The 22,961-nt window shown below is 59.2% G+C and carries 19 protein-coding genes and 1 tRNA gene; 8 read left to right on the top strand and 12 right to left on the bottom strand.

The window, feature by feature from the left end; genetic code table 11:
• Nucleotides 1-48: 48 nt before the first annotated feature.
• The 4 genes from FGE21_RS16945 to FGE21_RS16930 all read right to left on the bottom strand — a co-directional run bounded on the left by FGE21_RS16945 (nt 49) and on the right by FGE21_RS16930 (nt 3,975).
• Nucleotides 49-819, bottom strand: a complete 771-nt coding sequence (locus FGE21_RS16945) for an FkbM family methyltransferase (protein ID WP_139664602.1) — start codon at nt 817-819, stop codon at nt 49-51.
• 54 nt (nt 820-873) lie between these two features.
• Nucleotides 874-2,394 (bottom strand): Fe-S cluster assembly protein SufB, encoded by a 1,521-nt coding sequence (sufB, locus tag FGE21_RS16940; protein ID WP_139664601.1) that lies wholly within the window; start codon nt 2,392-2,394, stop codon nt 874-876.
• A 15-nt stretch (nt 2,395-2,409) separates the two neighbouring features.
• Nucleotides 2,410-3,453 carry a cysteine desulfurase family protein gene (locus FGE21_RS16935; RefSeq protein ID WP_139664600.1) on the bottom strand — a complete coding sequence of 348 codons (1,044 nt, stop codon included), beginning with the start codon at nt 3,451-3,453 and terminating at the stop codon, nt 2,410-2,412.
• A 63-nt stretch (nt 3,454-3,516) separates the two neighbouring features.
• Entirely contained in the window at nt 3,517-3,975 is a 459-nt protein-coding gene (locus FGE21_RS16930; RefSeq protein ID WP_139664599.1) for an Rrf2 family transcriptional regulator, read from the bottom strand.
• Nucleotides 3,976-4,159: 184 nt separating this feature from the next.
• Here FGE21_RS16930 and FGE21_RS16925 point away from each other — a divergent pair, with 184 nt between their 5' ends.
• The 5 genes from FGE21_RS16925 (at nt 4,160) to typA (ending at nt 8,618) form a co-directional block, all read left to right on the top strand.
• Complete coding sequence (locus FGE21_RS16925) at nt 4,160-4,813, top strand: alpha/beta hydrolase (RefSeq protein ID WP_139664598.1); 654 nt, start codon at nt 4,160-4,162, stop codon at nt 4,811-4,813.
• Entirely contained in the window at nt 4,813-5,076 is a 264-nt protein-coding gene (locus FGE21_RS16920) for a hypothetical protein (protein ID WP_139664597.1), read from the top strand. Before FGE21_RS16925 ends, FGE21_RS16920 begins: the two co-directional genes overlap by 1 nt.
• On the top strand, nt 5,073-6,239 hold the full coding sequence (locus FGE21_RS16915; protein ID WP_139664596.1) for an HD domain-containing protein: 1,167 nt from the start codon (nt 5,073-5,075) through the stop codon (nt 6,237-6,239). Before FGE21_RS16920 ends, FGE21_RS16915 begins: the two co-directional genes overlap by 4 nt.
• Nucleotides 6,240-6,351: 112 nt before the next feature.
• Nucleotides 6,352-6,684 carry a multidrug efflux SMR transporter gene (locus FGE21_RS16910; protein WP_139664595.1) on the top strand — a complete coding sequence of 111 codons (333 nt, stop codon included), beginning with the start codon at nt 6,352-6,354 and terminating at the stop codon, nt 6,682-6,684.
• 113 nt (nt 6,685-6,797) lie between these two features.
• Complete coding sequence (gene typA / locus FGE21_RS16905) at nt 6,798-8,618, top strand: translational GTPase TypA (RefSeq protein ID WP_139664594.1); 1,821 nt, start codon at nt 6,798-6,800, stop codon at nt 8,616-8,618.
• A 159-nt stretch (nt 8,619-8,777) separates the two neighbouring features.
• Here the strand turns inward: typA and FGE21_RS16900 are convergent, their stop codons facing one another.
• The 4 genes from FGE21_RS16900 to recA form a co-directional block, all read right to left on the bottom strand.
• Nucleotides 8,778-9,065, bottom strand: coding sequence for a DUF1330 domain-containing protein (locus tag FGE21_RS16900; RefSeq protein ID WP_139664593.1), 288 nt, complete (start codon nt 9,063-9,065; stop codon nt 8,778-8,780).
• Nucleotides 9,066-9,139: 74 nt separating this feature from the next.
• Nucleotides 9,140-11,794, bottom strand: coding sequence for an alanine--tRNA ligase (alaS, locus tag FGE21_RS16895; protein ID WP_139664592.1), 2,655 nt, complete (start codon nt 11,792-11,794; stop codon nt 9,140-9,142).
• A gap of 131 nt (nt 11,795-11,925) precedes the next feature.
• Nucleotides 11,926-12,471, bottom strand: coding sequence for a hypothetical protein (locus FGE21_RS16890; RefSeq protein ID WP_139664591.1), 546 nt, complete (start codon nt 12,469-12,471; stop codon nt 11,926-11,928).
• Between the two features lie 2 nt (nt 12,472-12,473).
• Entirely contained in the window at nt 12,474-13,547 is a 1,074-nt protein-coding gene (gene recA / locus FGE21_RS16885) for a recombinase RecA (protein WP_139664590.1), read from the bottom strand.
• 194 nt (nt 13,548-13,741) lie between these two features.
• Here recA and FGE21_RS16880 point away from each other — a divergent pair, with 194 nt between their 5' ends.
• Entirely contained in the window at nt 13,742-14,338 is a 597-nt protein-coding gene (locus tag FGE21_RS16880) for a gamma-glutamyl kinase (RefSeq protein WP_139664638.1), read from the top strand.
• A gap of 15 nt (nt 14,339-14,353) precedes the next feature.
• Here the strand turns inward: FGE21_RS16880 and FGE21_RS16875 are convergent, their stop codons facing one another.
• From FGE21_RS16875 to guaB, 3 genes are all read right to left on the bottom strand, one after another.
• Nucleotides 14,354-16,660, bottom strand: coding sequence for an ATP-binding protein (locus FGE21_RS16875; protein ID WP_139664637.1), 2,307 nt, complete (start codon nt 16,658-16,660; stop codon nt 14,354-14,356).
• A gap of 101 nt (nt 16,661-16,761) precedes the next feature.
• Complete coding sequence (locus FGE21_RS16870) at nt 16,762-17,931, bottom strand: RsmB/NOP family class I SAM-dependent RNA methyltransferase (RefSeq protein WP_139664589.1); 1,170 nt, start codon at nt 17,929-17,931, stop codon at nt 16,762-16,764.
• Between the two features lie 39 nt (nt 17,932-17,970).
• Nucleotides 17,971-19,419: an IMP dehydrogenase gene (gene guaB / locus FGE21_RS16865; RefSeq protein ID WP_139664588.1), complete on the bottom strand. Its 1,449-nt coding sequence runs from the start codon at nt 19,417-19,419 to the stop codon at nt 17,971-17,973.
• 298 nt (nt 19,420-19,717) lie between these two features.
• Between guaB and FGE21_RS16860 the strand changes: the two genes are divergently transcribed.
• Both FGE21_RS16860 and FGE21_RS16855 read left to right on the top strand, forming a co-directional pair.
• Nucleotides 19,718-21,763: an ASKHA domain-containing protein gene (locus FGE21_RS16860; RefSeq protein ID WP_139664587.1), complete on the top strand. Its 2,046-nt coding sequence runs from the start codon at nt 19,718-19,720 to the stop codon at nt 21,761-21,763.
• A gap of 68 nt (nt 21,764-21,831) precedes the next feature.
• Nucleotides 21,832-21,905 (top strand) — tRNA-Gly (locus FGE21_RS16855).
• Nucleotides 21,906-21,923: 18 nt separating this feature from the next.
• On the opposite strand, the gene FGE21_RS16850 is transcribed toward FGE21_RS16855, so the two are convergent.
• On the bottom strand, nt 21,924-22,643 hold the full coding sequence (locus FGE21_RS16850; protein WP_139664586.1) for a thermonuclease family protein: 720 nt from the start codon (nt 22,641-22,643) through the stop codon (nt 21,924-21,926).
• Nucleotides 22,644-22,961 lie beyond the last annotated feature (318 nt).

The following is a 22,961-nucleotide window of genomic DNA, read 5'->3' as shown; positions in this document are numbered from 1 at the left end:
CGTCCTTTTGTCTCTGACAATCCGTCACAAGGTGCGGATATTTATCTTCTATCCTTGCCCAGCCGCGTCATCCGGACGCGGTTTGACAACGTAATTCTTGTTTTGTCGGTAGTGCTGCAACGTCTGGACGACGCAGTAACCGATCTCGTCAAGCAGCGCATGAAAGGCTGTGTCATTGTCACGGTCCACTTCGACAAGCAAAGCAGGCTGACACCGGGCGATTGTCTCCCGAAGACCGCAGAGCACGTCTATTTCCATGCCTTCAACATCGATCTTGATGAAATCCGGGGCATCGTTGACAAGCGCGATGTCGCCCGTCGTGACCCGGATCTCCCCTTCGCCAGCACGCATCCGGGCGGCGCCAAGGTTCCTGTTTCTGTCCTCGATCCCAAAGCCGGTGCCCGGACTCCTCGCCACGCCCTGCCCCAGATGGCTGAGATCGAAACGATCCGTCAGACCGTTCATCGCGATATTGGCCAGCAGAAGTTTCAACGCTTTGGGGTTTGGCTCGAACGGGATGACCTTTGCAGCGGTCAGAAAACTCGCGACATAGAGGCTATGGTTGCCGACATTTGCACCGATATCCACGAAAGTGCCCCCGAACGGGAAGATCGACTTCACCAGCGAGAGCTCTTCCTCTTCGTAGAATTTTCCCTCGCGGAGGGCACGCTGAATTGGGTCGCGTTTCATATCCACCGCAAAGACGAAACGACGGCCGGAGATGTCGCAGGCATGGAGGTCAAGCCCCGGAAAGCCCACAGGCTCTCCGGCGACCATACGGCCGGTAAACTCTGCCAGTTTTGCCGGATCAAAATCCATGCGAAATCTCCTGCCGTCGCCGGGCGACCGCTGCGTCCTTGACTATGGCGACCGTTAACCGACGGACCCTTCGAGGGAAATGGCAACCAGCTGCTGCGCTTCCATGGCGAACTCCATCGGCAGAGCCTGAAGAACATCCTTGCAGAACCCGTTCACCACCAGAGCGACGGCCTCTTCCTCGTCCATGCCGCGCTGGCGGCAATAGAACAGCTGATCGTCATCCACCTTCGAGGTCGTGGCCTCGTGCTCCACGCGCGAGGAGTTATTCTTCACCTCGATATAGGGCACGGTATGGGCGCCACATTTGTCCCCGATCAAAAGAGAGTCGCATTGCGTGTAGTTGCGGCTGTTCTTCGCCTTCGGATGCATCGAGACGAGCCCGCGGTAGGTGTTCTGCGCCTTGCCCGCCGAGATCCCTTTGGACACGATCCGGCTCTTGGTGTTTTTACCGAGGTGGATCATCTTTGTGCCGGTGTCGGCCTGCTGCATATTGTTCGCAATGGCGATTGAATAGAACTCGCCCTGGCTCTCTTCGCCGCGCAGGATGCAGGAGGGATATTTCCAGGTGACCGCAGAACCGGTTTCGACCTGTGTCCACATCACCTTGGCCCGGTCGCCCCGGCAATCGGCCCGCTTGGTCACAAAGTTGTAGATGCCGCCTTTGCCGTTCTCATCGCCCGGATACCAGTTCTGAACGGTGGAATATTTCACTTCGGCATCTTCTTCGATGATGATCTCGACCACCGCCGCATGCAGCTGGGCCGTGTCGCGCTGGGGCGCCGTGCAGCCCTCAAGGTAGCTCACGTAGCTGCCCTTGTCGGCAATGATCAATGTGCGTTCAAACTGGCCGGTGTTCTCCGCATTGATGCGGAAATAGGTCGACAGCTCCATCGGGCAGCGCACGCCCGGCGGCACGTAGACGAAGGATCCGTCTGAAAAGACAGCGGAATTCAGCGTCGCATAAAAGTTGTCCGACGCCGGGACGACCGTGCCGAGATACTTTTTGACCAGTTCTGGGTGCTCGCGGATGGCCTCTGATATGGAGCAGAAGATCACCCCCGCCTTTTTCAGCTCCGCCTGAAAGGTGGTGCCGACGGAAACCGAGTCGAACACAGCATCGACCGCCACCTTGCGACCTTCGTCCGGCGCATCTTCCGCGCCTTCGACACCAGCCAAAAGCATCTGTTCTTTCAATGGGATGCCAAGCTTTTCGTAGGTTGCCAAAAGCTTGGGATCGACCTCGTCCAGAGACTTCGGCCGGGTTTCCATGCTCTTGGGACGGGCATAGTAATACTGGTCCTGAAAGTCGATCTCGGGGTAGCTGACCATAGCCCAGTTCGGCTCTTTCATCCCCGTCCAGCGTTCAAAGGCCTGCAGACGCCATTCGGTCATCCATTCCGGCTCTTCGTTCTTGCCAGAGATCAGTCGCACGATATCCGGGTTCACGCCTTTGGGGGCGTATTCCATCTCAATATCGGTGTCCCAACCATATTTGTAGGTACTGACGTCACGAACGGCATCCACCGTTTCCTGATCAACACCTTCTTTTGCTTCGAATTGGTCCAGAGCGGCCATCGTGTTCTCCTGAACTCACGCCGAACGGGCGCGATGTTTTTTCTGTTTGGCGCACCACGCTTCCGCAAAGCACAGCACTTCTGTTTCCGTCGTCTCCGGCCCGAGCGACACGCGGATCGCACCCTGGGCCGTGGTTTCGTCAAATCCCATCGCGGTCAGAACCGCACTGGCGCGCACCTTGCCACTGGAGCAAGCGCTGCCTGCACTGATCGCAAAACCCGCCAGATCCATTTGCATGACCTGTGTTTCGCCCTTCCAGCCGGGGGTCGCGAAACACGAGGTGTTCGGCAGGCGGCGCGCCTCCTGACCTATAAAAATAGTTTCAGGGCAGTTCGTCGCAAGCACGTTTTCTAGAATATTTCTAAGTTGTGCAACCCGATCCCATACCCCCGCGTCCAAATCCCGTGCAGAAGCTTCAGCTGCGGCGCCGAAGCCTGCAATTCCAATGACATTTTCCGTTCCGGAGCGACGTCCCATTTCCTGGCCGCCGCCCTTGATCTGCGCGCTGAGCTCGGTCCCGCGCCTGATCACAACAGCACCCACGCCCTTTGGTCCACCGAGTTTATGCGCCGAAATCAGGGCCATTGTGGCCCCCATCCAGTTGAAGGCCACCGGCAGCTTTCCAAAGACCTGCGTCGCATCCGTCACGGCCAGACCATCGGGCAAGTCCTGAAGGATACCGGTTTCGGAATTGGCCAATTGCAGGCAACTCTGCGACGGGTCATCCACAATGACGCGCCCATCCGTGAGAACCTTCAGATCCTCATCAATCCAGGCCCTTACGGCGTCATGTTCAACTGGTGCCCCGTGTAATTTCCGCCCCGCCAAGGCCAGCGCAGCCCCCTCTGTGGAACCGGAGGTGAAAACAACATCTGAACCATCCGCACCAAAAGCCGATGCAATCTGTGCCCGGGCGCGCTCCACCACGGCCTTAGCCGCACGGCCTTCTGCATGAACCGACGACGGATTGCCGCAATACTCCATCGCCGCAATCATCGCATCGCGCGCTTCGGGGCGGAGCGGCGACGTGGCATTGTGATCGAGATAGACACGGGTCATGGAGACATCTTTTTTGACGTTTGGATTTTGACGTTCTGACGGCCGGGAGTGAGTTAGATATGGTTACTCGTCGACAACCGCAAAGAGGTTCGGAACCGCAGGACACGGCGCCAGATCGTTTTCGATCACATCGGACAACCGGGTCTGGTGCAGGAACACATAGACATGCGCGCTCAACCCTTCCCAGAGCCGGTTGGTGAGGGATTGTTCGCGACTGCCACATGCGCCACCGGACACCCCGGCGCCTTTGTGCATGGCGTCGACGGTTTCATCCACGGCCGCCAGAATCTCAACAACACGGATCTCGGTCGCGGGCTTTGCAAGACGATAGCCACCGCCCGGCCCGCGCACAGACGCCACCAGCCCAGCCCGGCGCAGTTTCACAAACAACTGTTCCAGATATGGCAGGGAAATATCCTGGCGCTTGGAAATATCTGCCAAAACGACCAGTCCCTTGGCCGGGTGCATCGCGATATCGGCCAAGGCCACCATCGCGTATCGTCCCTTTGTCGAAAGCTTCATTTCTTCACCCTTTCACCGAAAAGGCAGCAAACGATTGACGATACCCTTGTCAATGCGTATCTCACCTTGACAAGGTGCCGGTGCCAACCCGCGCCTCTTTAGAATAGTTCTAAGGTGCCAGAGAAAAGTCGTCAAGTATTTGTCTCCGGCATCCCCGCCAAAAGAGAGTAGGATCCACCCACCCATGCCTGAGGTCATTTTCCCCGGACCCGAAGGACGCCTGGAAGGCCGTTATCACCCGCAAAAGGAAAAGGACGCGCCGATCGCAATCGTGTTGCATCCTCATCCGCAATTCGGCGGCACGATGAACAACAAAGTGGTCTATAACCTCCACTACGCATTCTATAATATGGGCTTCACGGTCCTGCGGTTCAATTTCCGCGGTGTCGGCCGGTCGCAGGGCGAATACGACCAGGGTGTCGGCGAATTGTCCGATGCGGCCTCCGCATTGGATTATCTGCAATCCATGAACAACAATTCCAAGCATTGCTGGGTTGCCGGTTTTTCATTCGGCGCGTGGATTGGCATGCAGCTGCTGATGCGCCGTCCGGAGATCACGGGATTCATCTCGGTTGCGCCGCCTGCCAACATGTATGATTTCTCGTTCCTGGCGCCCTGCCCGTCGTCCGGATTGATCATTAATGGCACGGCAGATCGCGTGGCTCCACCTGCGGATACCGTGAACCTCGTGAACAAACTGCACGAGCAGAAGGGAATCACCATCACCCATACGGAGGTCGAGGGAGCGGATCACTTCTTCCAGGACAGCCACATGGACACGATGATCGGCAGTGTGAACGATTATGTGAAGCGGCGGCTGACGGAAAGCTCCCGCTGATGGCCACGCTGGACGAGCTGGCGGCCCAATTGGCCGAAGATACGCTCAAGGTCCAGGATGCGCTTGGCGAAGACCGCATGTTCATGGAGGTCGCCCAGGTTCTGGGGGCGGCCTCGCAATCCCTCGAAGAAGCCTTCCTGACCGAAATCCGCGTTCGCCTTGCCGAGCGCAAGGCGCGGGCGTTCCTGAACACGCGCCTCGAAGCTGCCAAGGCCGCTCTTGAGGCTGAAGCACACTCCAAACAGGCCAAACTCCCGAAATGACAACATCCTTGCAGCGGCAATTCGAATTCCTGGCCGAAATCGAACGCCTGCGCGAGGTGGATCGTCAAAACCTGCTGCTGGACGGTAGCCGACAGGAAAACTCGGCAGAGCACAGCTGGCATCTGGCGCTCTACGCGCTCGCACTCGCGCCCTACGCCGCCCCGGAGGTGTCCATTCCGCGGGTCATCCGGATGCTGCTGCTGCATGACATCGTAGAGATCGACGTCGGTGACCATCCGATTGATGAACCGACCGACTGGGACGCCGTGGCCTTGGCCGAACAACAGGCTCAACGCCGCATCTTTGGCCTGCTGCCGACGGAGCAGGGGCGTGAACTGACCGCGCTATGGGTGGAATTTGAATTGGCCGAAAGCGCCGATGCCCGCTTTGCCAAGGCGCTGGATTACTGTCAGCCCATTTTTCAAACCCTATATGCAGATCAGCCGCTCCGTGATCACATGCGGGTCGTGCGGGAAAACCTGGCCACCGGGCGGGCTACATGTCTCAAAGACAGATTCCCCGAGGCCTATGATGCAGCGACGGCATTGATTGCAGGGGCCTCCCTGCCCCAGGATGCCTTTGCCGCGCGGCTGGCGTTCCTGGCCGAAGCAGACCGGCTCAAGACGGTATTGCGCGCCTCGAAGATTGCCGCCGGAACGCGACAGGAGAATTCAGCCGAACACAGCTGGCATATCATGATGTATGCGTGGATTCTGTCCCCGCATAGTGTCGCAGGGATTGATCTTGATCGCGTGCTGACCATGTTGCTGCTGCATGATCTGGTGGAAATCGACGCCGGTGACGTACCGATACATTCCGCGCCCGATGCGGCTGAAGCGGCGCGGATCGAGGCCGCAGAACACAGGGCTGCGCAGCGGATATTTGGATTGCTGCCGCTCCCGCAGGCGGAAAACTGCATGGAACTCTGGCAGGACTTCGAAGCCGCCGAAAGCGGCGATGCGGTTTTTGCCAAATCCATAGACCGCATACAGCCGGTGCTGTTGAACCTCGCCAATGGCGGCGGCAGCTGGGTCGATTATGATGTGAGCTTGCCGCAACTGGACACTCGGGTCGGCAGCAAGGTTGCCCGAGGCGTTCCAGATGTCTGGGCCCATCTCAGAGAGTTGTTGTTGCCCTGGTTTACCGCCCATAATCGCCTATAGCGCCTCTCTCCTTGATCCATCCCACCGCCCCCCGCACTCTCTGCTTGCATCCGGGCGAATGTCAGGATTTCAAGGGTATGCACCCTGAAACACCGACGCATGAGGACAAGAGATGCACTACCTCTACCTGCTCGCCGCAGTTTTGGCCGAAACCATCGGAACGACAGCGCTGCAGGCCAGCCAGCAGTTTACCCGGCTGGTGCCCGTCCTGATTGTCATCGTCGCTTACGGCGCGTCCTTCTTCCTGATGAGTCTCACATTGAAGGTGATGCCGGTCGGGATTGTCTACGCCATCTGGTCCGGTCTCGGCATTGTGCTGATCGCCGCGATCGGTTTCGTGGTGTTTGGCCAAAGGATCGACCTGCCGGCCGTCCTGGGAATGGGGCTCATCATCCTGGGCATTCTGGTCATCCACCTGTTTTCCGCGAGCACCGGTCATCCATAACCCAGTGCCATCGCGACAGAGCGGCCTTTGAAACACCTCCAGATCGCATTTCCTCTGGCCTTTGGCGGGGTATCGCGGTATGCGCGCGGCAACCTCCAATTAAAGGCATAGTCATGGACCTGCGCAATATTGCGATCATCGCGCACGTTGACCACGGTAAAACGACCCTGGTTGACGAGCTACTGAAACAATCCGGCGCGTTCCGCGAAAACCAGGCCGTGGCAGAACGTGCCATGGATTCCAACGATCTGGAACGCGAACGCGGCATTACCATCCTCGCCAAAGCCACCTCGGTTGAGTGGAAAGGCACCCGCATCAATATCGTCGACACCCCCGGCCACGCCGACTTTGGTGGCGAAGTCGAACGCATTCTGTCGATGGTCGACGGTGTTGTCCTGTTGGTCGATGCCGCCGAAGGCCCGATGCCGCAGACCAAATTCGTGACCTCCAAGGCGCTGGCGCTTGGCCTGCGTCCGATCGTCGTCTTGAACAAGGTCGACAAGCCCGACGCGGAACCCGATCGCGCATTGGACGAGTGCTTTGATCTGTTTGCGAACCTCGGTGCCGATGATGATCAGCTCGATTTCCCGTCCATGTACGCCTCCGGCCGCTCCGGCTGGGCGGATATGGAACTCGACGGCCCGCGCAAGGATCTCTCGGCGCTGTTTGATCTGGTCGTAGACCACGTACCGGCTCCGCGACAGATCGCGCAGATGAACGATCCCTTCCGCATGCTGGCCACCACGCTCAGCTCCGACCCGTTCATGGGTCGTATTCTGACGGGCCGTGTTGAAAGCGGCACCCTCAAGGTCGGCGAGAGCCTCAAAGCGCTGACCCGTGAGGGCGAGCTGATCGAGAACTTCCGCTGCACCAAGATCCTCGCCTTCCGCGGTCTGTCCCAGCAGCCTATCGATCGGGCCGAAGCCGGCGATATCGTCACTCTGGCCGGTATGACCAAGGCGACGGTTGCGGACTCTCTGGTCGATACCTCGGTCACCGAAGCCCTGCCCGCGCAGCCAATCGATCCGCCGACCATCACCGTAACCTTTGGCATCAATGACAGTCCGCTGGCGGGCCGCGATGGCAAAAAGGTCCAGTCCCGGGTCATTCGCGATCGCCTGATGAAAGAGGCAGAGCTGAACGTGGCGATCCAGGTCACAGACACGCCCGGCGGTGAAGCCTTTGAGGTGGCCGGTCGCGGCGAGCTTCAGATGGGCGTTTTGATCGAAAACATGCGCCGCGAAGGGTTTGAGCTCTCGATCTCCCGGCCGCAGGTTCTGTTCAAGGAAGAAAACGGTCAGCGGATGGAGCCCGTCGAAGAAGCCACCATCGACGTGGATGACGAATACTCCGGCGTGGTGATCGAAAAGCTCACCGGCAACCGCAAGGGTGAACTGGTCGAGATGAAACCGGCAGGCGCCGGCAAAACCCGGATCATCGCCCATGTGCCGTCGCGCGGGCTGATCGGCTACCACGGTGAATTCCTGACGGATACCCGCGGGACCGGCGTCCTGAACCGCGTTTTCCACGGCTGGACTGCGCATAAAGGTGCGATCCCCGGCCGCCGCGCCGGTGTTCTGATCTCGATGGAGAACGGCCAATCCGTGGCATATGCTCTGTGGAACCTCGAAGAGCGTGGCAAGATGTTCATCGGCGCACAGGCAGATATCTATCAGGGTATGATCATCGGCGAGCACAGCCGGGAAAACGATCTCGAAGTGAACCCGCTGAAGGGCAAGAAGCTGACCAACGTCCGGGCTTCGGGTACTGACGATGCGGTCCGTCTGACCACGCCAATCACGCTCTCTCTGGAAGAAGCGATTGCCTATATCAACGACGATGAGCTTGTTGAGGTCACGCCAAGCTCCGTGCGTCTGCGCAAACGCTATCTGGACCCGCATGAGCGCAAGAGGATGGCCAAAGCCAACCAATAAACTCTGCAAGACCACAAAAGGCCGCCTGTATTGGCGGCCTTTTTTGTTGCTCGATCACTGCGCAGAACAAATGTCCCGCTTACATGGGTAAACGGTGTTTCAGGCAAAGGAAAGGGCACCCAAAGGTGCCCTGCCTTGCAAAAATGCCGGTCAAATCTGTCAGTCGCTGGTCTCAACCACCATCAACTCGCGTTCTGACGCATTTCGCGCGTGGGCAAGCGCCTCCTGATATTCAGGGCTGTGATAACAATCGACCGCAGCCTCCACGCTTGGGAACTTTGCCACCACATTCCGGGGACGTTCCTTGCCCTCAAGCTGAACAAACCGTCCGCCTCGGGCGATGAACTCCCCGCCATGCTTGGCAATCGCCGGTCCCGCCAGCTCGGCGTATTTTCCGTAGGCGTCCGCATCGGTCACGGTCACATGTGCAATCCACAGTGCAGGCATCCTGGCCTCCTATTTTCTTTGGTCATTCCCGGTCAATGCAGATCCCTATGGCCCGCACTGATCGTTTCAATCAGTCACTGGCCCGCGAGAAATGCCTCTGCCGCCGCGATCCCCTCCTGGGCGCCGGAGAAATCCTTGCCGCCGCCCTGCGCCATGTCGGGACGGCCACCGCCGCCCTTTCCTCCGACGGCGGGAACTGCGGCCTTGAGCACATCCACAGCGGAAATTTCAGCCTTCAGATCATCCGTCACCCCGGCAGCAACCGCGACCTTTCCGTCATCTTCGGCAATCAGGAGGATCACACCGGAGCCTATTTTCTGTTTGTGCGCATCGACCAATCCACGCAGATCCTTGCCGGACACGCCTTGCAAGGCCTGACCGACAAAGGTCTTGCCGCCGATGTTTTTCGCCTCAACACCGCCATCGGCCCCGCCACCCATGGCAATCTGTTGCTTGAGATTGGAAATCTCGTTCTGCAACGCCTTGCGTTCATCCATCAGGGCCTTCAGGCGGTCCATGACCTCTGCCGGCTGCGCCTTGAGCGAGGTCGCGACCTCGGCCATTCGCGCGGCTTCGCGTTCCAGATGCGCAAAAGCCGCAGCCCCTGTCAGCGCTTCGATCCGCCGGACACCCGCGGAGGAGGCACTGTCCCCCAGAATGACAAAAGTGCCGATATCGCCGGTCTGCTTTACATGGGTTCCCCCACATAATTCGATCGAATAGGTATCGCCCGCCAGACCTTTGCCGGTCTGAGCAGTGCCCATGGAGACCACACGCACCTCATCGCCGTATTTTTCACCGAACAGCGCCTGCGCACCCAGCGCACGGGCATCATCGGGTGTCATGATCCGGGTCTCGACAACCGTATTCTGGCGCACGAAGGCATTGACGTCGCCTGCAACCTTCAGCAGCTCCTCCTGGCTGAGCGCCTTGGTGTGGCTGAAATCGAACCGCAGGCGATCATCCGCATTGAGCGAGCCGCGCTGCGCCACATGATCGCCAAGCGTCTCGCGCAGCGCCTCGTGCAACAGATGTGTGGCAGAATGATTTGCACGAATGGCCGAACGACGTGCGTGATCGACCTCCAGCTGTGCGGCAGCACCTGTGGTCACCAACCCATTGGTAACCTCCGCGATGTGAATGAATACGCCGGCGACCTTTTTCGTGTCCGTCACCCGCAGGCTGCCACCATCGAGGCGGATCTGGCCCTGATCCCCAACCTGGCCACCGGATTCCGCATAGAATGGCGTTTGGTTGAGCACGACCTGGACACTATCGCCCTCGCCCGCCTCGTTCACGATGGCGCCATCCTTGACCAAGGCCAGGATCTGACCCTCGGCCCGCTCGGTCTCGTAGCCAAGGAAATCCGTGGTTCCCTTGCTGTCCGCGATATCAAACCAGATTGTGCTGTCGACCGCCTCGCCCGATCCCGCCCAGGCTGCACGGGCCTTGGCCTTTTGCTCGGCCATGGCGCTGTCAAATCCCTCGATGTCCACATCGCGCCCTTTTTCGCGCAGGGCGTCCTGCGTCAGGTCCAGCGGGAAGCCGAAGGTATCATATAGCTTGAAGGCCGCAGCACCCGGCAAAGGCGCGCCCTCCTCAAGATCGGACAGTTCGTCGTCCAGAAGTTTCAGACCCCGATCAAGGGTTTGCTTGAACCGGGTTTCCTCCAGTTTGAGGGTCTCTTCGATCATCGACTGAGCCCGCCCCAGCTCAGGGTAGGCCGCGCCCATCTGCTGGACCAGAGCGGGCACCAGCCTATGCATGACCGGATCTTTTGCCCCCAGCAAATGCGCATGACGCATGGCGCGGCGCATAATGCGGCGGAGCACATAGCCACGCCCGTCATTTGACGGCGTGACGCCATCTGCCATCAGGAAGGAGGTCGACCGCAGGTGGTCAGCGATGACCCGGTGGTGGACATTCTGCTCCCCATAGGGATCAACATTGGTGACATCCGCCGAGGCCTCGATCAGCGATCTGAACAGGTCGGTATCATAGTTATCGTGGCTGCCCTGCAACAAGGCACCGATCCGTTCCAGCCCCATGCCAGTGTCAATCGACTGCATGTCCAGCGCCTTCATCGAGCCGTCTTCGAACTGCTCGTTTTGCATGAAGACCACATTCCAGATCTCGATGAACCGGTCGCCATCTTCCTCCGCAGAGCCCGGAGGCCCGCCCCAGATATGGTCGCCGTGGTCAAAAAAGATCTCGGTACAGGGTCCGCAGGGACCGGTCGGGCCCATTTGCCAGAAATTGTCAGAGGTCGCGATACGGATGATCCGGCTCTCTGGTACGCCGACTTTCTTCCAAATTTCGAAGGCTTTGTCGTCGTTGTGATAAACCGTGGTATAGAGTTTGTCCTGCGGAATTCCGAACTCGCGCGTGATCAACTCCCAGGCGAAGGGAATTGCCTCCTCCTTGAAATAATCACCGAAGGAAAAGTTCCCCAGCATTTCAAAGAACGTGTGGTGGCGCGCCGTATATCCGACGTTGTCCAGATCGTTGTGCTTACCGCCGGCCCGGACGCATTTCTGCGCCGTTGTCGCGCGCACATAGTCCCGCTTTTCCAGCCCGGTGAAACAGTTCTTGAACTGAACCATGCCGGAGTTGGTGAACATCAAAGTCGGGTCATTTCGTGGCACCAGCGGACTGGAGTCCACAACCTCGTGGCCCTGCTTGGCAAAGTAATTGAGGAAGGTCGACCGGATGTCGTTCAAGCTGGGCATATAACGCGGCTCTCTGAAGTGAATGTGACAGTCCTAGGCGGTTTATCGCGCCCGCGCAGGCCTGTCTACCGCCCAAAGCACAGGCACCCTATTCCCCTGTTTTTCACGGGAATGCTCCCGCGAAGACAGAGTCATGCCTTTGTCAGGTGATCGCCGGTCCGAAATGTGCCTGATTTTTCCACGGAACACAGGATACCGCGCAGGCGCAGGGGACGGTTTTCCGGTGTCGCGACCCAGTCTTTCGCCTCAGCGCCGTAGCGGACTTTCCATTTCACACAGCCGTCATTGAAGATATCAGACACCCGCAGCCTGGCAGATCCGACCTGCAGCAATTGCCCCGCAGGGAGGTTGTCTTCTGAGAGATCCATATCGACAATGAATGTGTCTCCCGGATGCGTGGTCGTCTCACGCTCCAGCCAGACCAGATCCAACACCCGCTGCGGGAGAATGGAGATCTGGATGCCGGGATGCGGGCTGCCGTCTTCCAGCCGCATCCAGGGGCGGGTGGACCAACGCTCGCCCGCAATGCCCGCCTCAGGTGTGACCGAAATTTCATCGACGAAATTGCGTTGGTTATACCCCGGCCGCAAGCACAACATGGAAATGGCCGCCCCGTCCTTTGGGGCAGCCATCACATGCGGCAGGGCCGCGTCCAGTTCTTCACGAGTGACGGGCATTGTCAGCCTTCAAATAATACGTCGTCATCTTTTTCTTCTGGCGGCATATCGAACTCCAGACCATGTGCAGCCCGGATTTTATCCTCGATTTCCAGTGCAATGCGACTGTTCTCGCGCAGATAGGTCTTGGCGTTTTCCCGTCCCTGACCGATCCGTTCGTCCCCATAGGAGAACCAGGCCCCGGATTTGTTCACGACACCGGCAATCACGCCAAGATCAAGCAGCTCGCCCATCTTGGAGATCCCTTCGCCGTACATGATGTCGAACTCCACCTGCTTGAACGGCGGGGCCACCTTGTTCTTCACCACTTTGACCCGCGTGCTGTTTCCGACCACTTCGTCGCGGTCTTTGACGGCGCCGATACGGCGAATGTCCAGCCGCACCGAAGAGTAGAATTTCAGCGCATTGCCGCCTGTCGTTGTCTCGGGCGAGCCAAACATGACGCCAATCTTCATGCGGATCTGGTTGATAAAGATAACCATGCATTTGGACCGGCTGATCGAACCGGTGAGTTTGCGCATTGCCTGGCTCATCAGACGCGCGTGCACACCCACGCTGCTGTCGCCCATGTCGCCCTCGAGTTCCGACTTCGGAGTGAGAGCCGCCACGGAGTCGACGATCACCATATTGACCGCACCGGAACGCACCAGCGTGTCCGTGATCTCCAGCGCCTGTTCACCCGTGTCGGGTTGGGAAATCAGCAATTCGTCCAGATCCACGCCAAGCTTCCTGGCGTATTGCGGATCCAGCGCGTGCTCTGCATCGACAAACGCGCACACACCGCCCTTTTTTTGCTGTTCGGCAATGCAGTGCAGTGTCAGCGTGGTCTTGCCCGAGCTTTCGGGCCCGTAGATTTCCACGATCCGGCCCATCGGCAGACCGCCGATGCCAAGCGCGATGTCCAGCCCCAGCGAGCCCGTGGAGCTGGCTTCGATCTCTTGCAGAGCCGTACCGTCCCCAAGCTTCATGATCGAGCCCTTGCCGAACTGCCGTTCGATCTGGGCCAGCGCGCTGTCCAGAGCCTTTTTCTTGTCGCCGCTCTTCTTGTCGTCCTTCATGGTCAATAGATCCGCCATAATACCCGTATCCTTCTCTATGTGTCACACCCGGAGGCGGACGACAATCACTGCTTTGTTCTCCTCTTGTTCCTTATGGGGTCAAAACAAGAACATTGCAAGCCAAATCCACCTGCATTCAGGGACTGGCAACGGAGTTAAAGAATAGTTTACAAAGCAGGAACACTTTGAAGTATTACCGGGGCTTTAACGTCATGATGGTCTTTTTCCACGCAAGGCTTGTGCTGTTGTCGGTCCCGAAAACCGGAACCACCGCATTGATGACGGCGCTGCGGCCCTATGCCGATATGGTGATTTCGGACCCGCCAGAGCTCAAACACTCGCCCGTATACCGCTACAATCGATGGGTCCGCCCGATGTTTGACAAGGTCTGCGGCACCGAGCTTGAGGTGGTGGCCACAATGCGCGAGCCCGTGGACTGGCTCGGCAGTTGGTATCGGTTTCGCAGACGCCCGCATCTTGACGGGCAACCCACTTCGACGCAGGGGATGAGCTTTGATGCCTTCGTTGACGATTATTGCCGGGGAAAACGGCCGCCGCATGCCAATGTGGGTAGCCAGGCCAAATTCCTGGAAGCACAGCCCAATGGCTGTCACGTCTCTCATTTGTTTGCCTATGAAAACCAAAAGGCCCTGCACGCCTTCCTGCAGGATCGCATCGGCGTTTCCTACCAGACAAAACCTGAAAATGTGAGCCCCCAGGCGGATGTGACGCTGCACGAAGACATGCTGGAAAAGCTAAAGCGCAAACACCCGGAGGAGTTTGCGCTTTACGCCAGGATCAGGGCCTAGCCGCCACCCGCCCACTCACTGCAATTGTGAATGAACGGTTTCCGTCAGCTGGCTGAGCGAAAATGGCTTGGCCAGGAAGACCGAGTTGGGAATGTCCGGCTCCGCTTCGCCAAAGGCGCCCTCGGAATAACCGGATACAAAGACGACCTTGGTGCCCGGACGTTCCTTCAGCGCCTCGCGCACCCAGCTGGGGCCATTCATCCCCGGCATGATCACATCCGTCACAAAGACATCGACGCTCAGGTTCGGGTCTTCCAGCGTGTGCAGCGCGTCCTCGGCGGACTCGGCCTCCAGAACCGTGTAGCCCCGCATGCGCAAGGCGCGCGACGCAAAGGCCCGGACCGGGGCTTCGTCTTCGACCAGCAGCACCACGCCCTCGCCGTGCTGCGCCGTGACCTTCGCCTTCTGGACCGGCTCCGGGGTCGGGTCCAGCTCTTCGCCATCGCTGCGATAGACCGGGAAATACAGCGTGAATCTGGTGCCTTGGTTCACCACCGAGTCGACAAAGATAAACCCGCCGGTCTGCTTGATGATACCGTAGGCCGTGGACAGACCAAGGCCCGTGCCCTCGCCGGTCCGCTTGGTTGTATAGAAAGGTTCAAAGACCTTCTGCAGCTTGTCCGGCGCGATGCCGGTGCCTTCGTCATGGACCTGGATGGTGACCCACTCGCCGGGCGGCACGACAGCGCGATCCCGCTCCAGCGTTGCGTCCAGCGATACGACTTCGGTCTCGACACGGATTTCGCCGCCATGCGGCATGGCATCGCGCGCATTCACCACGAGGTTCATCAAGACCTGTTCCAGCTGACGCTTGTCCGCCCGGATCGACCGCATGACCGGATCATGGCTCAGCGTCAGCGAGACCTTCTCGCCCACCAGCCGATTGAGGAGATGTGTCAGATCCGACAGGGTTTCGCGAATATCCAGAACTTCGGGCTGGAGGGTTTGTTTCCGCGAGAAGGCCAGAAGTTGGCTCACCAATGCGGCGGCACGGTTGGCATTTTCATGAATCTGGATCAGATCCCCGAAATCCTGATCACCCTGATCATGACGCAACAACAACAAGTCGCAGTGACCTGAAATCGCAGTCAGCAAGTTGTTGAAATCATGCGCGACACCACCAGCCAGCTGCCCGATCGCCTGCATCTTCTGGCTTTGTGCGAACTGCGCCTCGAGCGTTTTAAGCTCGGTGGCATCGTTCAGAACCGCCATCAACAGCGTCTCGCCGTCTTCGATCACGCGGGTCAGGGTCACCTGCACAAAGACCTCCTTGTCCTTGCGGCTGACGCGCAGGAATTCGGATTTATGCGGCGCCAGCCCATGCGCTGTCTCATGCAGCCAATCGTTCATCGGACGCCCCAGCCCCTCCATGAGCTGGCCGAGATGCACGCCCTCCGCCTGTTCGATCCCAAGCAGACGCATCGCCATGCGATTGACCAGAACCACTTCGCCCTCCGGCCGGATTTTCAGGAGCGGCACCGGCAATGTTTCCACCCCGGTATGCGTGCCACTGTCCTCGACCTCGGCCTTCATGAAATACAGTTCGCTGCGCCCCTGCCCGCGCCCCTGTTCACTCACCAGAACCTCAACGGGTCCGGTTTTTGTCATGATGGTGTTGATCCGGTCCGGCGCCACCGGAAGCGATGTAAAGAGACGGTCGGTGGATTTCACCCGTTCGCCGATCAGGCTGCGGGCGGCCTCGTTCATGAACAAGACCGCTCCGGTGCGCCCGACCGAGATCATCGGAACCGGGTTGGCATCCGCAGTGCGTCCGGCCGGGCGGTCGCCCATGTCCTCAACGCGCCACAGGAAACTTCCATTGGCCATCTCATGCACCGACAGGCGGACATGACCCCGCCTTGTCACGATATCTTCGCGCGCTGATCCTTCGAGTTTCGCCCGGCTTTGCAAGCGAAACAAAACCGCCGACGGATTTGCCAGAACCGACCTCATAGTTCCTGACAAGGTTTCGCTTTCGCTGCTTTCAAACCGTTTCAGGGCCGAGGTGTTACAGGCGTGAATCAGCCCGTCTTCATCGGTCACGAAACTGGGCGAGGCGTCCTTGTCGATAAAACCGCTCAGCAGCTCACTGGCCATGGCCCGGGCGCGCCCCTGAATCCGCGTCTGGTACAGGATGATTGTCGCGACCCCCGCCAATGTCAGACCAACCGCGATCACCGCGCGGGCGGCCCAGTCGGGAACCGGCAATATCCAAGGGACGATCACAAGACCTCCCGCGAGACACAGGGTCACGATCAGCCGGATCTGCTCAGGGCTCTGCCCCTTCAGGTCCGGTACAATCGAGGTGGGGCGACCGATCATTTCGGCTCCGTCAGCATTTTTCATGCCGCACTATCACGGCATTGTTGGTTAAAGCGAAGTTAACTAACGGCCCGGATGACAAAACTTTCCAAGGGATTAATTCACTTTCTACGCTGGAACACTGCAACATAGAACCCGTCTGTCCCATTTTGCACCTGCCAAAAGACCTCGGACAGCTGCTGCCACTCGGGGTTGCGGTTCAGAAATTGCTCCGCCTGCATACCATTTTCCACATCCAGCATCGAGCATGTGGCAAAGGCAAGTCGGCCCTGCGCGCTGACAAGCCCGGCGGCCTCATCCAATATGGACGCCTGAAGCGCGACCAGCTCCTCCAGCCGATCCTGGCTGAGACGCCATTTCCCCTCGGGATCACGCCGCCACGAGCCGGAGCCGCTGCAGGGGGCATCACACAGCACCAGATCAAACGGCGCCACATTCGTCAGGTCTTCGGTCGTCAGAGTGGTCACACGGACCCCTGCCCGTTCAGCCCGCTGCGGCAGGTCCTTCATCCGGCGCGGGTCGATGTCATGGGCAAAGAGCGCAAGCCGCGCCCGTGCCGCCATTGCCAGAGCCTTGCCCCCGCCGCCCGCGCAATAGTCCAGAACCCGCATGTCGTCTTGCAGTGGAAGGGCATCGACAACGGCCTGACTGGCTGCGTCCTGCAATTCCACAAAGCCCTGGAGGTAACTTTGGGTATTCTTGATCCGGCGCGCGCCCTGCGTCACTCGGAGCGCCGAAGTCGCTGCCCCGTGGGCTTCGGCCAGGACCTCCTCGCCTGACAGACGCGCAATGGCCTCCGGCACGGTGGTCTTGTTCAGATTGACACGCAGGAACACTGGCGCCCGTGAGCGCAGAGCCCCGGCAGCATCCAAGGCACCCTGGCCAAGGCTGCGTTGGAACAGAGGCCAGAGCCATTCGGGAATATCGTATTCCTCTGCCGTCGTGTCAAAGCTCTGGGACGCCGCGCGTTCGGCGTCACTCAACGGGGATGGCGCGTGGCCCTCTCCGGTAAAGACACCGGCCGGGTCAATCCCGTCCTCCCGCAACGCGCCGACCAGAAGCCCGCGCCCGGTCTTGCTGCCCCCAAGGGCGGCGTGAGATCGCAGACAGCGCAGCGACTGAAACACGTGGTCCCGCACCGCCGCGCGGTCCTTGGATCCGGCATAGCGGCTCCGCCGCGCCCAATTGGTAAGCGACTTTTCCGCCGGGGTTCCGGCGAATATGTCGTCGAGACACTCGATCGCGGCCTGAATGCGAGCAGCCGGGGTCATGCGCGGGCTCCGGGATGGTCACAGGTGGCCAGCAGCAGCTCAGCCAATGCGGTAGTTCGGCGACTCGCGCGTAATTTGCACATCATGCACATGGCTCTCCTTCAGACCCGCGCCGGTAATGCGCACAAATTCACAGTTCGTCCGCATCTCGTCGACGGTGGCGCAGCCGGTATACCCCATAGCAGCCCGCAAGCCACCCACCAGCTGGTGAATGACCGCACCGGCAGAGCCTTTGTAGGGGACCTGCCCTTCGATGCCTTCGGGAACAAGCTTGTCGCTAGCGGCGTCTTTCTGGAAATACCGATCCGCCGAGCCGCGGGCCATCGCGCCCATGGACCCCATGCCCCGGTAGGATTTGAACGAGCGCCCCTGGTAGAGAATGACCTCGCCCGGGCTTTCGTCTGTGCCCGCAATCATCGAGCCGACCATCGCGCAGGATGCCCCCGCCGCAATCGCTTTGGCAAAATCGCCGGAGAACTTGATACCGCCGTCGGCAATCACCGGCGTATCCCCGGAGGCACTGGCGCAATCCATGATCGCGGTCAATTGCGGCACCCCGACACCCGCCACCATACGGGTCGTGCAGATGGATCCGGGTCCGATGCCCACCTTGATCGCATCCGCGCCCGCATCGATCAGTGCCCGGGTCGCAGCAGCGGTCGCCACATTGCCCGCAATCACTTGAACTTCGTTCGATTGTGCTTTGATTCTCTTGACGGCTTCGATAACCCCGGCGGAATGGCCATGGGCCGTGTCAACCACCACAATATCGACGCCCGCATCGATCAGCGCTTCTGACCGTTCAAAGCCGCTATCGCCGACAGAACTGGCAGCCGCCACACGCAACCGGCCCAGCTGGTCCTTGCAAGCGGTCGGATTCAGGACCGCCTGTTCCGTATCCTTCAGGGTCAAAAGCCCGGTCAGTTTGCCGTTCTTGTCGGTCACCAACAGCTTTTCAATCCGCCGGGCTTTCATCAGGGATATTGCTTCTTCGCGCTCTGCCGGCTCCTGAAGCATGGCCAGATTTTCCGAAGTCATCATCACGGAAACCGGCGTCCGATCATCAGAGGCAAAGCGCATGTCACGGTTGGTCACGATGCCCACGACCCGGCCATTTTCGTCGACGACCGGAAACCCTGTCACCCGGTAGCGCTCCTGCAGGGCCTTGGCATCCGCAAGCGTCTGGTTGGGCCGGAGGGTGATCGGGTTGTACACGATCCCGCTCTCGAACCGCTTCACCCGGCGTACCTGTCGCGCCTGCTCCAGAATATCGAGGTTCTTGTGGATCACGCCCATCCCCCCGGCCTGCGCCATGCTGATCGCCATGCGCGATTCCGTGACCGTATCCATGGCCGAACTCAGCAGCGGAATGTTGAGCGAGATCGCGCGGGTCACCCGAGTGCGCGTATCCGCCGTATTTGGCAGCACGCTGGACGCGGCCGGAACCAGCAAAACATCGTCAAATGTGAGAGCCTCACGAATCTGCATCTGTCTTCCCCATGCATAATACCGTTTGGCGGTGACCCTATTGCACAGTTTCCCAACAGGGGAAAGAGGCTGCGGCCATTTTCGCGAGCTTCCCGCATCTTAGCGCCTCAAAGACGCGCCCATCGATGCGCCCGTAGATGCGCCTGTCTCGGGCGTGACCGCTCCTTTGAGCGCGGAATTCAATGCAGATTTGCAACCTCGATGCCGCCCCTGGAACAGGAAGTGACGGTGCTTGCCTTTCACGCTGCAAAAAGTGACATATGCTCCGCATGAGTTTCGGAACATAAAGGCTAGAGGCATGTCAAACGATCCCCTCGTTGTGTTTACCCCATCCGGCAAGCGCGGACGTTTCCCGACAGGCACCCCGGTTCTGACCGCCGCACGTCAACTGGGCGTGGATCTGGATTCTGTCTGTGGCGGGCGCGGCATTTGTTCGAAATGCCAGATTACGCCGTCCTATGGGGATTTCGCCAAACACGGGGTGAGCGTTGCCGATGATGCGCTGTCGGAGTGGAACAAGGTTGAACAGCGCTACAAGGACAAGCGCGGCCTGATCGACGGGCGTCGCCTTGGCTGTCAGGCCAAGATAGAAAAGGACGTGGTCATTGACGTTCCGCCCGAAAGTCAGGTCCACAAACAAGTTGTCCGCAAACGGGCCGAGGCGCGCGATATCACCCTCAATCCATCCGTCCGTCTGGTCTATGTCGAGGTGGAAGAACCTGACATGCACAAGCCGACCGGAGACCTCGAACGGCTGTGTGAAGCACTGGACAAACAGTGGCAAATCAAAGATGTAAATTGCGACCTTCATGTCATCCAAACGCTTCAGCCCGTGCTGCGCAAAGGCGGCTGGAACGTCACTGTTGCCCTCCATCAGGGCGACGCCAATCAGCCACCGCGCATTATGCATATCTGGCCGGGCTACTATGACGGCACGATCTATGGGCTGGCGGTCGATCTCGGCTCCACCACCATTGCGGCCCACCTGTGTGACCTAAAGAGCGGCGAGGTTGTGGCCTCCTCCGGGATCATGAACCCGCAGATCAGATTTGGCGAAGATCTGATGAGCCGCGTTTCCTATTCGATGATGAACAAGGGCGGCGACAAGGAAATGACCCGGGCGGTGCAGGAGGGGATGAATGCCCTCTTCGCGCAGATCTCCGCCGAGGCCGAAATCGATCCGTCGCTGATCATGGATGCTGTGTTTGTCTGCAATCCGGTCATGCACCACCTCTTTATCGGCATTGACCCTTTCGAGCTGGGGCAGGCTCCCTTTGCATTGGCGACCTCCAATGCGCTGACCCTCAAGGCGCATGATCTCAATCTTGACCTGCATCCGGCGGCCCGGGTGTATCTGCTGCCCTGTATCGCGGGTCATGTGGGTGCCGATGCCGCCGCGGTTGCGCTCTCTGAGGCGCCCGACAAATCTGACGATCTCGTTCTGGTGGTGGACGTCGGCACCAATGCGGAGATCCTGTTGGGCAACAAGGACAGGGTTCTCGCCTGTTCCTCTCCCACCGGCCCGGCCTTTGAGGGGGCTCAGATCTCCTCAGGACAGCGCGCAGCCCCCGGGGCGATTGAACGGGTGGAGATCAATCCCGAAACCAAGGAGCCCCGGTTCAGGGTGATTGGCTCCGAGATTTGGTCTGACCAGCCGGGGTTCGGAGAAAGCATCGCAACGACCGGAATTTCGGGGATCTGCGGCTCTGGCATCATCGAGGTGATTGCTGAAATGCGCCTTGCGGGCCTGCTCGATGCCTCGGGCCTGATCGGGTCGGCGGCCCAGACCGGCAGCGCCCGCTGCGTGCCGGAAGGGCGCACACATGCCTATCTCCTGTGGGATGGGACGGCCGAGGGCGGCCCGAGGATCACTGTCACCAACCCGGATATTCGCGCGATTCAGATGGCCAAGGCCGCGCTTTATTCCGGAGCGCGCCTGTTGATGGACAAGATCGGCGTTGAAACGGTTGATCGTGTGGTGCTGGCCGGGGCGTTTGGCGCCCATATCTCGGCCAAACACGCCATGGTGCTGGGCATGATCCCGGATTGCCCGCTTGACAAGGTGACAAGCGCCGGGAATGCGGCCGGAACCGGGGCCCGCATCGCCCTGTTGAATATTGATGCACGGCGGGAAATCGAGGCAACCGTTCGCCAGATCGAAAAGATCGAAACTGCGGTAGAGCCCCGGTTTCAGGAGCATTTCGTCAATGCTTCGGCGATTCCCAATGCCACGGAACCCTACCCGATCCTCAAGACTGTCGTCAGGCTTCCGGATGTGTCCTTTAATGCGGGCGGTGGCGATGCGGACACCAGTGGCGGACGGCGGCGACGGCGGCGCGGCTAGACGCGAGAAAACTGGAGCGGCGCTATTGACGCCCTCCGCAGCGCCGCATAAAGCTCTGCGGTACGGGCGCGGGTATGATGTAATGGTAGCCTGTCAGCTTCCCAAGCTGAACGCGCGAGTTCGATTCTCGCTACCCGCTCCAAAGGACTCCAAACAAAATTCAGCAACATGAGATACTTACGCCCCAACTTTCATTGAAGTGCGGCACGCTTCGTGGCCCTGAAATGGGAAAAATAGGGAACAAAATGGTAGCTTCGGGAGTCTGAGTCCCGAAGTAATTCCCGAAGGTATCTGTGCAGTGGAGAGCCTTCACTGCGCCTTGTATGAACGTCGCGATTCGGCTACCTGCCGTCATCGCGTCACCAACCGATGGTTTCCCGCAGTCCTCGTACCGGGTCGCGTGACCTTCGCGCACAAGCCATTCATTCACGTTTTCGCCGTTGACATATACGGTCGCCAGATATCGACCAAATGAACCCGTTCTCTCAGCCTCGGAACGCGCGCTCTTGACCGTGCAGATATAGACATCCTGGCCCGCGAGACGCTGCTCAAGGGCGATCTTTGCAGGCATAAATCCTTTCTCGTTTCGCTCTTCTGCCTGGATCGCAAAGAGCCTCAAATGCTCTTTGTGAAGCCAAATATCAAAGCCGAGGTCGATGTCTGCGACAATAGTGTCGCAATCAATCACGCGGGTGATTTCAACCCGATATGCATACAGCCCGCAGTCCGGAACGTTTCCGGCTGCAACCGCAGAGCAAAGGAAGATCCAGGCCAGAACGATTCTCAACATTTGCGATGCTCCATATTGCGAGCAAAGACTACCCGGCTGGTTCGGTGAAACAAGTATTACCAGCGCCCCGACACCAAGCATCCCGGTCATTCTTGACCCGTTGAATTGGGACGCCTGTGGGTGGCAGTTCGGACACGCGGCTCGGTGCGGGCGCTGTATTGCGCGACCACCCGGGCAAGCGGTTTCGGCCAGCGGATGATGGGCCGGAGCTCATTGAGAAGCTGTGAGGGCAGTCTGTTTAGATCAATACAATGGGCGGATTCCCCGCGTTCTCTGCACCTGCGAAAGCTACATGTCCCAAAGGGAATTGCGGCCATTCCAATCCACTTGCCCCCCGGAGCGATGCTACGCACTGCATTAAGGTCAGCAATGCGCAGGAAGCGGGCTTTGCAAAGTTGCTGTTCCTCA

Origin of the sequence: Phaeobacter sp. B1627 (assembly GCF_006265095.1) — a bacterium.
GTDB lineage: Bacteria > Pseudomonadota > Alphaproteobacteria > Rhodobacterales > Rhodobacteraceae > Epibacterium.
The sequence above is the reverse complement of the archived record's forward strand: the minus strand, read 5'-3'. Positions and strand labels throughout refer to the sequence as shown.

Excerpts from the sequence above, each read along its gene's own strand:
- FGE21_RS16945 (WP_139664602.1), bottom strand. The coding sequence starts at position 819 with ATGGATTTTGATCCGGCAAAACTGGCAGAGTTTACCGGCCGTATGGTC.
- sufB (WP_139664601.1), bottom strand. The coding sequence starts at position 2,394 with ATGGCCGCTCTGGACCAATTCGAAGCAAAAGAAGGTGTTGATCAGGAA.
- FGE21_RS16935 (WP_139664600.1), bottom strand. The coding sequence starts at position 3,453 with ATGACCCGTGTCTATCTCGATCACAATGCCACGTCGCCGCTCCGCCCC.
- FGE21_RS16930 (WP_139664599.1), bottom strand. The coding sequence starts at position 3,975 with ATGAAGCTTTCGACAAAGGGACGATACGCGATGGTGGCCTTGGCCGAT.
- FGE21_RS16925 (WP_139664598.1), top strand. The coding sequence starts at position 4,160 with ATGCCTGAGGTCATTTTCCCCGGACCCGAAGGACGCCTGGAAGGCCGT.
- FGE21_RS16920 (WP_139664597.1), top strand. The coding sequence starts at position 4,813 with ATGGCCACGCTGGACGAGCTGGCGGCCCAATTGGCCGAAGATACGCTC.
- FGE21_RS16915 (WP_139664596.1), top strand. The coding sequence starts at position 5,073 with ATGACAACATCCTTGCAGCGGCAATTCGAATTCCTGGCCGAAATCGAA.
- FGE21_RS16910 (WP_139664595.1), top strand. The coding sequence starts at position 6,352 with ATGCACTACCTCTACCTGCTCGCCGCAGTTTTGGCCGAAACCATCGGA.
- typA (WP_139664594.1), top strand. The coding sequence starts at position 6,798 with ATGGACCTGCGCAATATTGCGATCATCGCGCACGTTGACCACGGTAAA.
- FGE21_RS16900 (WP_139664593.1), bottom strand. The coding sequence starts at position 9,065 with ATGCCTGCACTGTGGATTGCACATGTGACCGTGACCGATGCGGACGCC.
- alaS (WP_139664592.1), bottom strand. The coding sequence starts at position 11,794 with ATGCCCAGCTTGAACGACATCCGGTCGACCTTCCTCAATTACTTTGCC.
- FGE21_RS16890 (WP_139664591.1), bottom strand. The coding sequence starts at position 12,471 with ATGCCCGTCACTCGTGAAGAACTGGACGCGGCCCTGCCGCATGTGATG.
- recA (WP_139664590.1), bottom strand. The coding sequence starts at position 13,547 with ATGGCGGATCTATTGACCATGAAGGACGACAAGAAGAGCGGCGACAAG.
- FGE21_RS16880 (WP_139664638.1), top strand. The coding sequence starts at position 13,742 with ATGATGGTCTTTTTCCACGCAAGGCTTGTGCTGTTGTCGGTCCCGAAA.
- FGE21_RS16875 (WP_139664637.1), bottom strand. The coding sequence starts at position 16,660 with ATGATCGGTCGCCCCACCTCGATTGTACCGGACCTGAAGGGGCAGAGC.
- FGE21_RS16870 (WP_139664589.1), bottom strand. The coding sequence starts at position 17,931 with ATGACCCCGGCTGCTCGCATTCAGGCCGCGATCGAGTGTCTCGACGAC.
- guaB (WP_139664588.1), bottom strand. The coding sequence starts at position 19,419 with ATGCAGATTCGTGAGGCTCTCACATTTGACGATGTTTTGCTGGTTCCG.
- FGE21_RS16860 (WP_139664587.1), top strand. The coding sequence starts at position 19,718 with ATGTCAAACGATCCCCTCGTTGTGTTTACCCCATCCGGCAAGCGCGGA.
- FGE21_RS16850 (WP_139664586.1), bottom strand. The coding sequence starts at position 22,643 with ATGACCGGGATGCTTGGTGTCGGGGCGCTGGTAATACTTGTTTCACCG.